This window comes from Enterocloster alcoholdehydrogenati (genome assembly GCF_013282095.1).
Lineage (GTDB): Bacteria > Bacillota > Clostridia > Lachnospirales > Lachnospiraceae > Enterocloster > Enterocloster alcoholdehydrogenati.
In genome coordinates, this window is the sequence record NZ_BLTJ01000005.1 from 1 (window position 1) to 15807 (window position 15807).

Here is a 15807-nt window from a genome sequence, read left to right on the forward strand (position 1 = left end):
TCTACAAAATCTTGAGTAGATTCATATTTTTCTAATTCATTTTCGTATTCTGTTTTTGTCATTTTTTCTCCTTCTTATGATGTGCTGTATATTTAATGATGATAATTGTGTGCTTTACGAATTGAAGTTCTGTACCCAAAAATGCGCGACGTCGCAACAAATTAAGGAGGAATGATTATGGGACAATTAAGAACTCGCAAACGTGGATCGACCTGGGAATGGTCTTTTGAGGGCGCGCGTATCAACGGCAAGCGTAATTCCATCAGCAAGGGCGGATACCGCACTAAAGCGGAAGCTCTGGCCGCCGGAACACAGGCAAAGGCGGAGTATGATAACGCCGGATCTCACTTTGTACCGTCTGAGATATCTGTATCTGATTTCTATGAGCTTTGGTTGGAAGAATATTGCAAAACAAATCTCAAAATAGATACCTATTTGAATTATAAGAAAAAAATATCTCTTCACATCACTCCGGTTCTGGGAAGCTATTATTTAAAATCTCTGACCCCTGCCATTATACAGGGTTTCATAAATGATAAATTCAATGCAGGATATAGCCGAAATACACTATCCGTGCTCAAAGGACTTCTGACAGGTGCTCTCGACTATGCTGTAGAGCCTATGCAATTCATTAAATACAATCCTGCCAAAAGTACAAAACTACCACCAAAAAGGGCAACTTCCCAGATACCTTCTCGAAAAAAGAACCGTACTTCTATATCCAACGAAGAATGGAACACCATTATCAGCAGATTCCCGGAAGGACATTCCTGCCATATCCCCCTGCAGCTTGCATATCGCTGTGGCTTACGGCTCGGGGAAGCATTTGCACTTACCTGGGACGATATCGATTTCAAAAACAGCACTTTAAGTGTTAATCAGCAGATTCAGAACACAAATGGCTCCTGGGTATTCAGCAATCCAAAATATGATAGCTTTCGCACGATTGAATTAGATGGCAAGACTCTCAGCCTGCTGCGTAACGCATATAATCATCAGGCAAAGGCAAAGGAATTTTATGGACAATATTACACTCAGCTCTATATAGATGATAATCACATTTTTAATACCAATGGGCACGGAAAGCCTATCAATATGGTAAATTGCCGTGAAAACGGCACTTATATTCAACCCAGAGTTATGCAGCACTGTTGCCGTGTTATCCATTACAATCTTGGCTTTAAAGATTTTGACTACCATTCCCTCAGGCATACTCATGCAACTATGCTGCTGGAGGCCGGCGCCGATATAAAAGATGTTCAGAAAAGATTAGGGCACAAACATATTGATATTACTCTTAATATATACAGCCATGCTACCCCTCGCATGGCCGCACATACGATTGATATTTTAAATCAAATCGAATAGTAATTTGTCTACCGCTCAAAAAAGGGTTGACAAATGGTTGACAAAACAGCATTTGTATCCCTAAGACCGCAAAAGAGGAACCGCTCAAAAGCGATTCCTCTCCAAGTTTAAAATTTCATTTTTCCTTGTAAATCCAAAGTTTTTTATTAGAACTTGCCTTCCTTAGCTGCCTCTTCGATACTTACAGCTACGGCCACTGTAGCACCAACCATAGGGTTGTTGCCCATACCGATCAGACCCATCATCTCAACATGAGCCGGTACGGAAGAGGAACCTGCGAACTGAGCATCAGAGTGCATACGGCCCATGGTATCGGTCATACCATAGGATGCGGGGCCTGCTGCCATGTTGTCGGGATGCAGGGTACGGCCTGTACCGCCGCCGGACGCTACGGAGAAATACTTCCTTCCCTTCTCTACGCACTCCTTCTTGTAGGTACCTGCTACCGGATGCTGGAATCTGGTTGGATTGGTGGAGTTACCCGTGATGGAAACGTCAACGCCTTCCTTCCACATGATAGCAACACCCTCTGTTACATCGTTTGCTCCGTAGCAGTTCACCTTTGCTCTTAAGCCCTCAGAGTAAGATTTTCTCCACAGTTCCTTAACCTCGCCTGTGTAGTAGTCCATCTCTGTCTCAACATATGTAAAGCCGTTGATTCTGGAGATAACCTGCGCTGCATCCTTTCCTAAACCGTTTAAGATAACGCGCAGCGGTTTCTGGCGAACCTTGTTAGCCTTCTCTGCGATACCGATTGCACCCTCAGCAGCTGCGAAGGACTCATGGCCTGCAAGGAAACAGAAACAGTCTGTATCCTCTTCCAAAAGCATCTTTCCCAGATTTCCGTGTCCAAGACCAACCTTACGCTGGTCTGCTACAGAACCAGGAATACAGAATGCCTGAAGGCCCTCACCGATAGCTGCGGCAGCGTCAGCAGCCTTTCTGCAGCCCTTCTTGATCGCGATGGCAGCGCCTACTGTATAAGCCCAGCACGCATTCTCAAAGCAGATCGGCTGGATCTTCTTAACCTGAGCATAAACGTCAAGGCCTGCATCTTTTGTAATCTTTTCAGCTTCCTCGATAGAAGCAATGCCATAGCTGTTTAATACGGAATTGATTTTATCAATTCTTCTCTCATATGATTCAAATAATGCCATCTTCTTTATCCTCCTAATTGGTCCTCATCATTCTTTACGTGGGTCGATGATCTTAACAGCGTCAGCAACGCGGCCGTACTGGCCCTTTGCCTTCTCCCATGCAGTATTAGCATCGTCACCCTTCTTGATGAAGTCGGTCATCTTGCCAAGGTTTACGAACTGATAGCCGATGATCTGATCTTCTGCATCCAGAGCGATACCGGTTACATAGCCCTCAGCCATCTCCAGATAACGTGGACCTTTCTTAAGAGTTCCGTACATTGTACCAACCTGAGAACGCAGTCCCTTGCCCAGATCCTCCAGACCTGCGCCTACAGGAAGTCCATCCTCAGAGAATGCACTCTGCGTTCTTCCGTAAACGATCTGTAAGAACAGCTCTCTCATAGCGGTGTTGATCGCGTCGCAGACCAGGTCTGTGTTCAAAGCTTCCAGAACGGTCAGGCCTGGAAGAATCTCAGATGCCATAGCTGCGGAATGTGTCATACCTGAACATCCGATGGTCTCTACCAGAGCTTCCTGGATGATACCCTCTTTTACGTTCAGTGTCAGCTTACAGGCACCCTGCTGAGGAGCACACCAGCCTACACCATGTGTCAGACCGGAAATATCCTTGATTTCCTTTGACTTTACCCATTTTGCTTCTTCTGGGATTGGAGCAGCGCCATGATGAACGCCCTGTGCGACTGTGCACATTTCTTCTACTTCATGTGAATAAATCATGTGTTAAAACTCCTTTCAAATTGAAATTTGATTAAGTATAGTGCCCTTTGTTAATTTTATCACGTTATACTCGTGTTTATTTTCTCACAAAATACGACATTTGTCCAGTGATTTATCCCTGTCGTAACCGCCTATTTTTGACTCTTTTTTACATAAAAATTAGCCATTTTTCTATTTTCCTATGTGGCTCCCATATGCAGATCCGGTATCAATGCATGAACAACCAGGCGTTTTCCAGAACCGTGGCAGGTGGAAAGCGTGATAAAATCCTCATTTTTCAGACGCTTTTTATCTGTGGCATAGATGGAGGCCTGAGACATGGCAGCAAAATACGCCTCCTTCTCTCTTTCTGTCATACCGGTCTGAAAAGGCGTGCTATCCGTTTCGCGGATCAGATGGCAGGAGAATATGGGACATTCCAGCCATTTTCCCTGAACAGCTATCCACAGAGACGGATGATCCTGATAAAAGTCAGGATCCAGATACCGTTTCAAATCCGCAAACATAGAACCATCCTTCATATTATGGCCGTAAAATATGGTGTGACCGGATACGAACGGTTCCGAATACGGATCCGTGAAAATAGCCCCGGATATACATTCTTTCCCCTCAAAGCTGTGGCTTAGATAAAAGTCGCTGTCGATTCCCCGTGCCACCGGATAATCCACAGCGGTTTTTGGGATACGCAGCCAGCAGACATAGTCTGGATTCCGTGCCCGCAGAACCGCTTCATCGGGAGATTCTCTGAAAATGCAGTTTCCGTCCGCCACAGGAAACTCCTGTTGTATCGCATCCGCCCCATTCTGTGTAAATACTTCCTTCCGGATCGCCTCATAGCCGCCTCTTGCCTGTCTGTAGATGCCTGACAGTGACAGGAAACGGACAAAGAATACAGCTGCTGCCAGAAAAAACAGCGAGGGAAGAACATATCTTATCCTGCTGGAATGACAATGCTCTGATTTATTTTTTAGTGCACCGTTTTTTTCTTTTGTGGGAAGCATTTTCATAGCGAGAAGCACAATAAGCAGCACAGCAGATCCGAACCATATTTTCCCATACACGTTTGTTCCCCTGAGAAGAATATGAGAGGTTTCTTCCATATCTGCCGATTCTGTATGATGCATACCTTCCTCTATCCGGTATGCATCACCAACCGGCGTGCCGATTTCTTCTTCCTCACGCGCCGTCTCATCCTGAACCGCACATTCCTCTCTCTGCACCAGTCCCCCATAAAATACGCGGCAGTCCCAGACCTTCCTTTTTCCATATGCTGTCAGTCTGCCTTTTTCTGCCCCTGCTTCATCTCTTTGTATCCCTTGAATCTCATAGTCCGCTTCTGAAAGACCTGCTGCCTTTAAAAGCGGTCCGCCTCTGGACAGAAAGCCTTCCGGCTCTCCGTCCCAGATCAGATTTTCTCCCACTATATATCCTTCTGCGCCGATTCCTTCTGCCGTTAACTCCAGTTCAAAATCCTCCTGCCAGCGCTCATTGACATACTCCCGGCGGATTTCCGGAAAGATTCGTTTCTCCGTTTTTCCTGTTTCTGGGTTTTCTACCGAAATCCAGGCTGTTTGAGGAAGAAACTCCGTTCGTTCTACCTCCTCATATAATACCTGCCTTGAAACATACTCCGGCTTTTTCTCCGAAAATGGCTCTGCATAAGCGCAAATGGAAAGAAACAGACCCACCCCTCCCAGGATACCTGCAGCAGCCGCAAGCTTTATCCATTGATCTCTTCTGCGTTTGCCCTTTCCTGCAATCTTGTATGGAAGTGTAAGCGTCATTCCCGCAATGCAAAGCAGAGACCATGCCAAAAGCTCTCTGTAAGCGCTCTCATCGCCGGTGCGTATTAGGCCAGAACTATGATCAGACCCCTGCGTAAGGTTTCCAAATCGGTCTTTTCGGTGATATACAGCCCTGATTCGTCCTATCTTTCTCTTCTCTTTAAAATTGTAAACGGTTAGCCCGCCTTCTGCGGAACCGTCCTCATTTACCACAAATTCGCTGTAGGAATCTGCCTTTTTATACCCATCTGGAGCCTGCCGTTCATAGATCCTATAGGTACCCGGAGCAGGAGGAAGAAACGTCAATTCGCCCTTTTTCTCTGTCTCTCCGCTCAGGGTCTCTGTATCGCTGTTTCCTGAATCTCCCGTGATTCCCTCAAATTCATCCGTTTCTTTTCCTGTATCTGGATCTACGCTCCGTATCTGGATCACTGCTCCATTCAGGGCCTCCTTCGTATCTCCATCCAGCTTTCTCACAATCACCTTCAGTTCCTGGTCCATAATCTCATACGCCCCGCGGTATATATCCCCGCCGCTGACCGTAAAACTATAGACTGCCGGATTCAGCCCGTATCCGGCAGGAGCCTTTGTCTCCTGGAAAGTATAGGTTCCGTCCCCAGGCTTAGGGATAGAAAAGCTTCCTTTCTCATCACTGACTGCCTGAGACATCACCTTTCCCATCTGATCGAAAAATGTAAATTCTGCTCCCGCTACCGGCTTATGACCCGTATCTGTCTTTTTAAAAGAAATATACTCCTTTTCAGGCCGGCTGCCGCCTCCGCCTCCAGAAGAGGTTATCTTTGTATTGGCAAAAGTGAATGTCTGTACCTGAGCCGTATCGTTTTTAATTTCAATCTCCTTATCCGGCGCTTTTTTGTAGCCTGTCGGAGCCTCCAGTTCCCGGATGATATATGCTCCCGGCTCCAATCCCACAAAATTTTTAGGAGACTTTTCCTCAGAGATCCATTCCTCCACAACTTCGCGGGTATCTCTTTTGATCAGCTGCAGCTTCGCTCCTGCCAGAAGCTGCTCAGATGTCTGGGACACCTTTGCAATTTCTGCGATCACTGTGTAGTTTCTCATCACAAGACAGGGAACCTCCGTCATGCCGTCTGTGATAGAAAAATAAACAGGGGTTGCCAGAACAGAGACTCCTTGAGGCGCCTGTATTTCCACCAGACGGTACTCCCCGGTTTCCAGCCCCTTTTCCAGATGAGGCTGCCTTCCGGTCGTCCATTCTCTTACCCGTTCCCAGGTTATTTCCCACGCATTTTCTCCCTGACGTTCGTTCTTCTCTGTATTATCTTGTGTCCTCTTTTTTTCCAGTCGAAGAACAGCTCCCTCCAGCATTTCATCTGTATCTGCCAGTTTCTTTTCTATCAGCACCCGGTTGCTGTCATTGACAGGATCATACCTCATTTCCAGGATTTTTGTGGTTTCATCCTTATACTCAAACTGGAACTCAAACGCCGCAGATGTCAGCATATGTCCAGGCGCTGCCTTCGTCTCCCGGCACACATAGGTATATGGGGCAAATTTCCCATCCCGATCCAGATATCCGATGGGCAGCTTTTCAAACAGCACACTGCCGTCTTCCCCGGTAACGATCCTGCCGCAGGACAGGCCCAGCGTCTTGTTCACCAGTTCAAATTCCGCTCCCTTCAGAAGCTGCTCCGGCTGATCTGCATCATGTTTAATCACCCTCAGGTTTCCAAGTGGAATTTCATCCTGCATTTCCACTTTTTGTATAATTTTAGAATTTTTTATGGAAAATGGCAGGTCTGCAGACTGCAGAAAACCATAGGGCGTCATTTCCTCCCTCAGAATATAGTCTCCCTCCGGAATGTATTCAACCAGATGGGGCTTTAAATCTCCTTGCTCAAAGCCATGGGGGATGGTTCCGGCCTCTGCCTCCTCTTTTGTATACCTCCCGTCTCTCCCTGAGATCCACCTGGCCTTTTCCTCCCGGCACTTTCCGTTTTCCTCCGGAATATGAAGAAGCAGCTCCTGCTCCGTCACAGTTCCATCTGCACCCACCGGATAGATGGCAAGTTCCGCCCCGTCCACCTCTTTTTCGCCGGATATCACATTTTTTGATACTGACAGGCGAAGAGGTTCATCCGTCACGCTCCATTTCCCTGTCTCTGTCTTATGGCCTGTATCAGGAATTTCTATGAAAACGGGATCAGCAGTGGCATAGCCGTCGGGCGTATCAGACTCTGCCAGAACATAGAAGCCCACTGGAAGATATTCCATGCGCACGGAGGCATCTTCCGTGTAATAATATCTCCCCTGGAAGGTTCCCGGAATGGTTTCATACTGATAGTCGTATTTCATGATCGGATTCAGACCGGCTGCATCTGTCTCCACACGGCCTGTGGCAGCTACCCGCTGTCCGTCCTTCCAGTTGGCCGCACGGAAGGTAAACACCTCCAGCTCCCTGCGAACCGCCGGAAGTCCATCCTCTGTCACCGGCTTTCCCTCTGAATCCAATAACGCCTGATAAAGAGTCATGTAGGCTTCGCTGTCTTCGCAGAGGACTTCCTGCCTTTTTCCATCCTTTTTCTCTACCTCAGCAGCGGTAAAATCATCCTCCATTTCAAAACTCTGTACATGACCGGTCTCCCGAATTTCAACATTTACAGGCTCTGACATGACATATCCCTGTTCATATGGGCAGTCCGTTTCCTCCAGCACATAAAACCCAACGGGAATATGGTCGATCCAATGGGGCTCATCTGTTGGAACTGGCTTTCCCTCTCCATCGGTTTTTAAGTTCCCCCTGTCATCATACTCATATCCGCTGATCCAGCAAGCCCATACCTCCCCCTTCTCATAATGACCCTCCTCATCCTTCACCGGATTCCCATTTTCATCCAATTCTGCTTTATAAAGAGTCATCTGCGCTCCGCGGATCTCCTTCTGGGTACGGGTATCGATCTTGGCAAAGGCTGCTTTCGTAAATTCATCCTGATGAAAATATTTCTGCGGTTCATTGGTATCCTTTAAGATCAGTCCCTGATAGGGAGCCTGCACATAGCCCTGGGAAAAGGGAACCATTTCTTCCTGTAAAATGTAGGCGCCAAAGGGCAGACGCGCGATCACATGGGGCCCCTCCGGGGATTCCTGTGTTCCGTCTGGCCCTGTGCTTTTTCCCGTAACCCATCGTTCTTCTTTCCATACAGTTTCCCCGGTTTTGTAATAGATGGGCAAACCCTTTTCATCGTCTTGACTCTGCTTCTCCTTATAAATAGAAGGACTTCCTCCATTTTCCTGAACGCAGATGGAACGCACCGGACACTTTTGGTTCTGTTCATCCGCCACATAGGCAATGATTCTTTCATAGGCGTCTCTGACATAGGCCATACCCGTAACAGGATCCGCAAAACAGACACTATTTCCACGCTCATCCAGCACATGAAGCTCCCCTGTGTGCTCATCCTCTTTTAAACGTTTTCCTGCCTCTAATTCCTCCAAATCATAAAAATACAGGTTTACGGGATCATTTTGCATCTTCAGATCTTCCCAGACCGGATGTCCTGCGGGACCGGAATCCGTGCCGTTTTGGAGCAGTTCTCTGTGTTCTCCCGTATGCGTATTTTCCACTTTCACCGTCTTTTGATCCTGGAAGATAGCCTTTACCCCCTCATAGCCGCCAGTTTCCAGGGGTTTTAGTTCCATTCCTTCATAGAGAACCAGCTCTGCTCCTGAGACAGATACCCCAAAGTGAATCCCCTTTCCTGTAAATGCTCCATCCAGCGTATAAAGAGGTTTCACACGCTCCATGGCTTTTAACGCTTTCTCCGTCCCATCCACGATCTGCTCCGAATACTGATCCATTGCTTTTGTCACATAACCGGTCCATACTCCCTTTTCCCGGTCAAATGCAATGTCCCTTACATCTCCTCTGGCCTCCAGCTTTTCCTTCCGTCCGCTGACCTGGTAGAGAAGAAGATCGCCTTTATCATTTACAAATATTTCCTCTTCAAAGCCTCCGCTGGACTCCACAATGCCCTGACTGTCCCTTTGCCTGAGTCCGTTCCTATTTCCAACCATAGAATCCCCATCCTCGGTCTTATAGATCCACAGCTCTGACGGATAATCCTGAACGGGAATTGCACTTACCGTCTCTGTCTGCTCCCTGTTTGCCTCACCAGTGACCGGAATGGCATATTCATACTGTTTGGCTGGTTTCCGTTCCCATCCGTCGCTGGTGCCATCCTTGTTCAGTCCTTCTTCATAATAAAAAACCTCATCTCCATAGATTTCAAATGCCACGGGACGGCTTTTTGTATACCCCTCCGGTGCCTGAACCTCTACCAGAACATAGGCTCCCGCTCCCAAAGGACGAACCGTTTCAATGTATCCCACCGGTATCTCTTTTATCTGGCCGTCAATTACCAGCTGGCGCAGAGTTGAATAGGACTTAAAAATCCCCCTTTTTGTTCCCGTTTCATCCAGCTGGCTGATCCGTTGGCTCTCATCATACAGCGGAATTCCATCTTCATCCAGACGAATGGGGATGTCTCCGTCAGAACTGTCATCTTCCCCCACTCTGGGATAGAGAATCTCCTTGCCGTCTGCATCCGTCACCGTCTTTCCCTCTGCGTCTATTGCCGGGCCGAACAGTACCTGTCCGCTTCCTGCCGCGGTACCGGTTCCTGTCTTTTTCACATCCCTTTTGGCCGCATAGATACGGAACAAAGCCCCATTATGAAAAATCGTTTCCCCAGTCTCCTGATCCAGCTTTTCAATCCGAAGCCTGGAACTATAGTAGGTATTTTCAAAATCCTCCTGTGCAAAGGCCACATAGTTAAAGTCAGCCCCATTTCCTGAAGGTGTCAATGTCTCAATGCTGCCGGTGTCGGGATTGACCCTGTCTGTGGCAGGCGCAAGAACCGTCCACGGCACCAGCATAGGTGCAAATTTCCCTTCTACAGCAGTCCCCACTCCCTCCATCACAGGCACCTGATCCCGAATCTGAATCTGACCGTTTTCGGTCTCATTTCCATCGTATAAAACCCCATCTCTGGTTCCTTTGTTCTCACTTTCGCTGGTATAACCTTTATAATAAGCCTGAACCAGCGGATTTGCCCCATCCATATATTCCTCTTCATAGGGCTGAGAGGAAGTAAGACTGCGGCCCGGACGATTTTCTTTATCCAGACCGTATTTATATACCTCAAAGGCGCCATCCTGACCATTTGCCCGGATCACATGATTTTCCCCATTAAAACGGATACTGTATTTACGAACCAGTTCCTGGGGGCTGTCACTGCTGTTATAGCGGAAATATGCGCTGCCAATCTCATCAAATACCGTTTCACCGCCGGCCCCGTCCCCAACGATCTCAGGTACAAAAGGCAGAGCAATCTCCTTTGGTTCCCGAATCCGGTAATGACGGTTCGCCAGCTCCCCTTCCAGGGCAGAGGGCGTCTGCTCCACTATCACATATTCACCGTAAGGAAGCATAATGGAATCGTCATAGTAATCGTCATTTCCATTTCGGATACCGCACTGGAGAGTCTTTATATCTTTGTCGCGCCCTCCTTTGGGATCCCGATCCCACGGGATGGAGAGCTTGTCCTCCAGTCCCGCAAAGGGCTTCAGATAAGCAGCCGCTTCTGCTTTTGCCCGGTTGAGTGCCTGATTGTAGGCCCGGTCCTCATTCAGTTCCGGCTGATCTTTTAATATATCCTCTTTATAAGCTTTTATATCATAATACGCCAGGGCAAATCCGGTAAGCGCCTCCTCCCAAAAAGCACCTCCCTTCTTTTTCTCTGCAGCATACATGGCGTCAGAAAACTTTTTATAATTCCAGCTTCCATCCTCCTTTTTTTCTAAAAGCTGCCGTCCCCCGCCGGCCTTTGGAGGAAGAAAATGAGGCTGAACCGCTTCTGTGAAATCACTGCTGCTGATATCATCCGAAAGGATATTTCCCTGTTCGTCTGCATAGAGACTGACTATATCGCTCTTTAAATACAGACGGAATTTAAACTGATCCAACAGCTTTGTGCCTTTGCGAAAAGACCCGAAAAGTCCCAAAAGCGCTGTTAAAGGATCGTTGTGTACCGAACCGTAGGTGTTCACATTTTCATAGGATTCCTGAGAAATGTCCTTGGTAACCCGGATAGACTGCTTAATCACCCGTTCTAAGACCTGAATTGGAGTTTTCCCGGTTCCACCGTCCTGAACGGGCTGGTTCTGCCCTGGATAGGAAAGGACGGCATATCGGATATAGCTGCCCGGATCATGATTTTTCAAGGAAACAGCCACATCCGCGGCGGCTCCTTTTTCCCGGATCAGATACTGGTTATAAGGAATGAGCGAGCCTCCTTCCTCTATGGTTTTTTTAGCCGTAACTGCGCGAAATACATCCTCCGAAAGCTGACCGGTCTCTGTACAGGAAGGCTCTGCATGGATAAGGTATGTACCCTTATCCGAATCCCAGACCGCCTCAACCGGCGTCTTTACCAGATCCTCGTATACGGTTTCTCTCTCTTCATATACCGGAACTTGCTCCATTACAGGTATGGGCGCTCCCGTAAGATCTAACAGCACTTCTCCCTCCTCATAACGCACATAGACTGGCTGCCAGATGGTTTTAATATAGTCTGAGGTACTTTCTTCCGCAAGAACATCTCTCTCAAGTTCCCTCTTTTCCTTCACTACCGCACGCCGGCCGCCAAGACTGTATGTGCCTTTGGAATACTCCAGCCAGTAGTGCCCTTTCTCTGTCTCCTTTTTTACATAGAAACATTGATCTGCCCGGTCGTAAATCCCGCTCATGACAGGAATCTCACCAATATGATCATAATACAGACGGGCATACCAGACTCCATCCTTTTCATATATGCCGCCAATACCGGCACAGTTGTAAAAGGCGTGTTCCGTATACCAGTCCAGCACAGCCTGGGCAGCAGCTGAGTTTGCAGGAGGAATTTTCCCCTTATGCAGCGGAATGTGGATCCAGGGAGCGCCCTCTGAACCGTCTGTCAGCTGATATCCCAGGCTTTCCAGCATAATTTCCGTCTGCTCCTTCAGATAATCCTCTTCTATGGGCTGATCCCACAGAGAAAGGTCTTTTGGCTCTGCCGTTCCAGACAGATAGGGAGCTGTCCGAAAACGGTAGGGAAGGATTTCCTTTGCAGGGATTTTCTCTTCCTCTGGTATATCTTCTTTTAACACGGGATTTCCATGCTCATCCGTTTTTAATTCTCCTCCCTGCGCCTTTTTATATATGGGATTCCCGTGTGCATCCGTTGCCTGGCGTGATACCATTTCTACAATCTGCTTTACCGTTTCATGCCGTTCCTCTGTAGTCAGCCGGTAGAATTTCGTATTCTCTGGATAGCCGGTGATTGTGATATCATAACCGTTTTTTGCCTCATAGGACTCTATGGTAAAATCGTTCCAGGAACCGTCGGCCTCCATGCTGTTGTGGTCAGAAAGGCCGTTTTTAATGCGGGCAGAACCGGAGGCAATCACCGTAAAATCCTCCTCTGTCTCCCGGTTTGTCTCAGCCTTATCAAGGCCCATAACAGAGAGCTCATAGCCCTCGGAACGGCTTAATTCCATGATATAGTAGCTTCCCATAAGCAGGGGGCGTCCAATCCAGGCGGAACCGTTTTCCAGACGGTAATTTGGATAGGCAATGGTTCCAAATCCCTGACTGGATGAGGTAATCGAACCGCCCTCATAAAGACTTTTTGGCTCTGTAAAGGAAGGTTCCGGCTTCACCGTTTCACTTCCGTTCCAGGCAGTTCCCGGCATTTCCGTGTAGGCCAGAAACGATGCATTTCCCTCCCGGTCGGTGGCGGCTATAGCCGTAAGCTGACCCTGCCCGTAAACCACACCGGTCACGCCATCCGGGTGAATGATATCCTGAGCCGCAAAGAGTCCATAAACTGCTCCTTCCAGAGCAGCATTTCCCTGTGTCTTTCCAAAACTTCCTTCCGGATTCTCCTGACTCAGTTCCAGATCCCGTTTATTGATGTGGATTCTCCCCTCTGTCCGATGATCCCATACCTTAAAAATATAGAGACACCGCAGGGGATCCCCATATCCCGATGGATCCATAGGATCCAGATCATCCTCCTGAAAGTCAGGAAGCAAAACCGACAGATAGCCGTCATCTTCTTCACCTTTTTCATTCCCTGAGAAAAAGGAAAGGAGACGGTCCAGGCGAAACGCGGCAGAGGCTGTGTACTCTGAGGCATCCGCCCTGGCACAAGAAGTATATTCCCGGTCTCCAAGCACAGGCAAAGCTATGGGATGCCTTGTATATATAAATTGTTCGGTGGCAGGAAACCCGATGTCTTTCATGCTTTCGTCCGTATACTCCCCCTCTGTATGTTCCGCACCATTTTCTTCGGAATCCGCCTTATTCAAAGCATTTGAGGCAGAAGCGCCGGACAGCACATGACTCTTAAACGGGCGGCTCAATAGACGACGGGCAAGACGGTGGTGATTCGGGGAAACAGCGCTTTTTTCCGCACTTAGCTGGCCTTTTTTTTCCACAGGTTCAGAAGCTTTGTCAGCCTCTCCGCTTTCCGGCTTATCCTCAGACGCCCCGACGCTCTCACCTGATTCTGCCTTATCTTCAGGTGATCCACTGCTTTCCTCCGATTCCGCCTTATCCGCAGATTCTCCTCCCTTTTCCCCTGACTCCGGCTTATCATCGGCTGTTTCCTCCGTTTCTTCCATATTATTTTCCTGCCCCGGACGATCATCTATCCCCCCTTCTGTCAGCCCATGATCTTCTTTTACAATCTCCTTTGTTTCCTTTTCCTGTTCTGTCTTTATCTCCAGGATACTTCTCTTCTCATCCACATCCCCCTGTTCGTTCTCCGGAAGTTCATACTGGTATCCCCTTACTTCCATGATCTTCTCCGGACGGCCACGGTAGTTTCTGTCCTGGGGAAGCATCATATCCCCATCCGACACAAACTCCCCTCCTTTTTCATCGCCTTCTGCCTGAGCCGCCATAAGGACGACGGTTTCAATCCCTAGATCGTCTCTATGGTTTCCATGAAGGATATACCCGTTTCTGGCCCTGATTTCCTCTGCCGTATAGCCATATTCCAGACGGATAAAATTTTCATATGTCTCATCCCGGTCCTTCAGCATCGCCTCCATAGCTGATGTATTCTGCTTGTGATCGTCCTCATCCCCGTTTTCCACATGGAAATCGCAGGTCTGGCTGCACAGTTGCTGCTCTGCCAGCCACTGCTCACGAAGCCGCGCATTTTCTTCCTCACAGCTGCAGTCCTGCCCCTCTTCTCTGTCTTCGGAGGCACTCTCTTTTCCGCTTTCCCCGCCCTCATGATCACATTCAATCCATTCCGGCGCAGGATGTCCCATGCAGTAGGTTTTGCTGTAATTATAATTGCGGATATCACTGTGAGCGGCTTTTCCATTCTCATCCGTGGTGATCACCGCACAGAGAAGCTTTTCCTTTGGCTCTGGCGTCATACAGTTTGCATACACCTCTCCGGTCTTTCCGTCAGGTTTTCCCTCCTCATAGCCGTTTCCATTCACCTGGCCAGGATCAAACGTCTCCCACACATTAAAATCCGCACCATCCAACGGCTTTCCTGTCTCTGCACAGTATTTTTCCAATTCAATCCTATAATTGGACTCAAATACCTCCTGATGGCGATACAATTCCAATCCAGGCCCCTCCTGAGGCGCCTGGGTCAGTCCTGCGTCAAACCAGACCTCCGCCTCTGTTCCAGCCATATCCAGCCATCCCATCTGCATCTGATATTTATCCTCCGGCTGGAAAATATAAGCATAATACCTGGTGTTGATACCGCTTATGGGCCCGGACAAGATTCTTCCCGAAGGCGTTTCCCCGCTGTAGATAAACGTAATGGCTGCACCGTCCGGTTCCAGCTTATAGCTCCAGTCCGCGTCTGGAAACTGCCAGGCCGCTGTCTTTAACTGGGGACAGCCGCTGATATCCAGCGTCAGCTCATACCTCCCATCCTTTAATGTCATCGTCTGCTGCCGTCCGGTCCATGCAGGAAGGCCGGATTTTCCCTGTGTCTCGTATTCCTCCAGCCCTGTCTCCACATAGGCCCTCATCTCGCGGAAAAACGGCATAACCTTTCCATCCCGGATCACCCCCTCCAGCTTTCTCATCATCTCCTCCTGCACATCCCAGGCCTCCTCATAGCCGGCCAGACAGCCCCAGAGATAGGTCTGAACCATGGCATACCGGGTTTTGTCATAATAGTTTCCTGACACCATCCACTCATAAGCCAGCGTCATGGGCAGATACCGCTCAAAGCTTCCTATCACCGGCACCGCCGTTCCAGGCTGTGCATTATACCTGGTGTAGGACGATACCGTATGATTAGGCAGCTTCTTCCCCGGCTGCAGACAGAAGGCCGGCACATGGCCTTCCACCGGATTTACATAATAGCAGGTGATGGATCGATGGCTGTGTCCGAAAATATTAATCTCGCGGTTTTGAAAGGCATCTCCCCGAATAATCATTTCCACCGTATCCTCTTTTGCAGCTGCCGAAAACGGAATCCCCGTTACGATCAAAACGGCTGCCAGAAAAAGGGCGCAAAAACGCCGCCATTTTTTTATATTCACTTGTATTTCCCCCTTGGTTTTTAACTACATCCGCTGCGCTTGCCCGTCTGCCCTGCTTTAAATACAGCTTTCGGGCGCATACCATATGGCTTTTTATTTTCCCTCTTATCAGGCCATATATAGACATCCCCCCTTTTGGATGCGCAAAACCCTGCCGGCCTGTTCATTGT

General features: G+C 48.4%; 4 protein-coding genes. 1 reads left to right on the forward strand and 3 read right to left on the reverse strand.

All coding sequences use genetic code 11. The features are described 5' to 3' along the window. The first annotated feature begins 177 nt into the window (after positions 1–177). On the forward strand, positions 178–1368 hold the full coding sequence (locus HW447_RS06895) for a tyrosine-type recombinase/integrase (protein WP_176254591.1): 1191 nt from the start codon (positions 178–180) through the stop codon (positions 1366–1368). A gap of 146 nt (positions 1369–1514) precedes the next feature. On the opposite strand, the gene HW447_RS06900 is transcribed toward HW447_RS06895, so the two are convergent. From HW447_RS06900 to HW447_RS06910, 3 genes are all read right to left on the reverse strand, one after another. Beyond that, entirely contained in the window at positions 1515–2525 is a 1011-nt protein-coding gene (locus HW447_RS06900; RefSeq protein ID WP_176254592.1) for a GGGtGRT protein, read from the reverse strand. Between the two features lie 27 nt (positions 2526–2552). Continuing rightward, the gene (locus HW447_RS06905) at positions 2553–3245 is read right to left on the reverse strand and encodes an iron-sulfur cluster assembly scaffold protein (RefSeq protein ID WP_176254593.1); all 693 of its coding nucleotides are present in this window, start codon (positions 3243–3245) and stop codon (positions 2553–2555) included. A gap of 179 nt (positions 3246–3424) precedes the next feature. Further along, positions 3425–15637 (reverse strand): class B sortase, encoded by a 12213-nt coding sequence (locus HW447_RS06910; RefSeq protein WP_243176231.1) that lies wholly within the window; start codon positions 15635–15637, stop codon positions 3425–3427. Between the last annotated feature and the right edge of the window lie 170 nt (positions 15638–15807).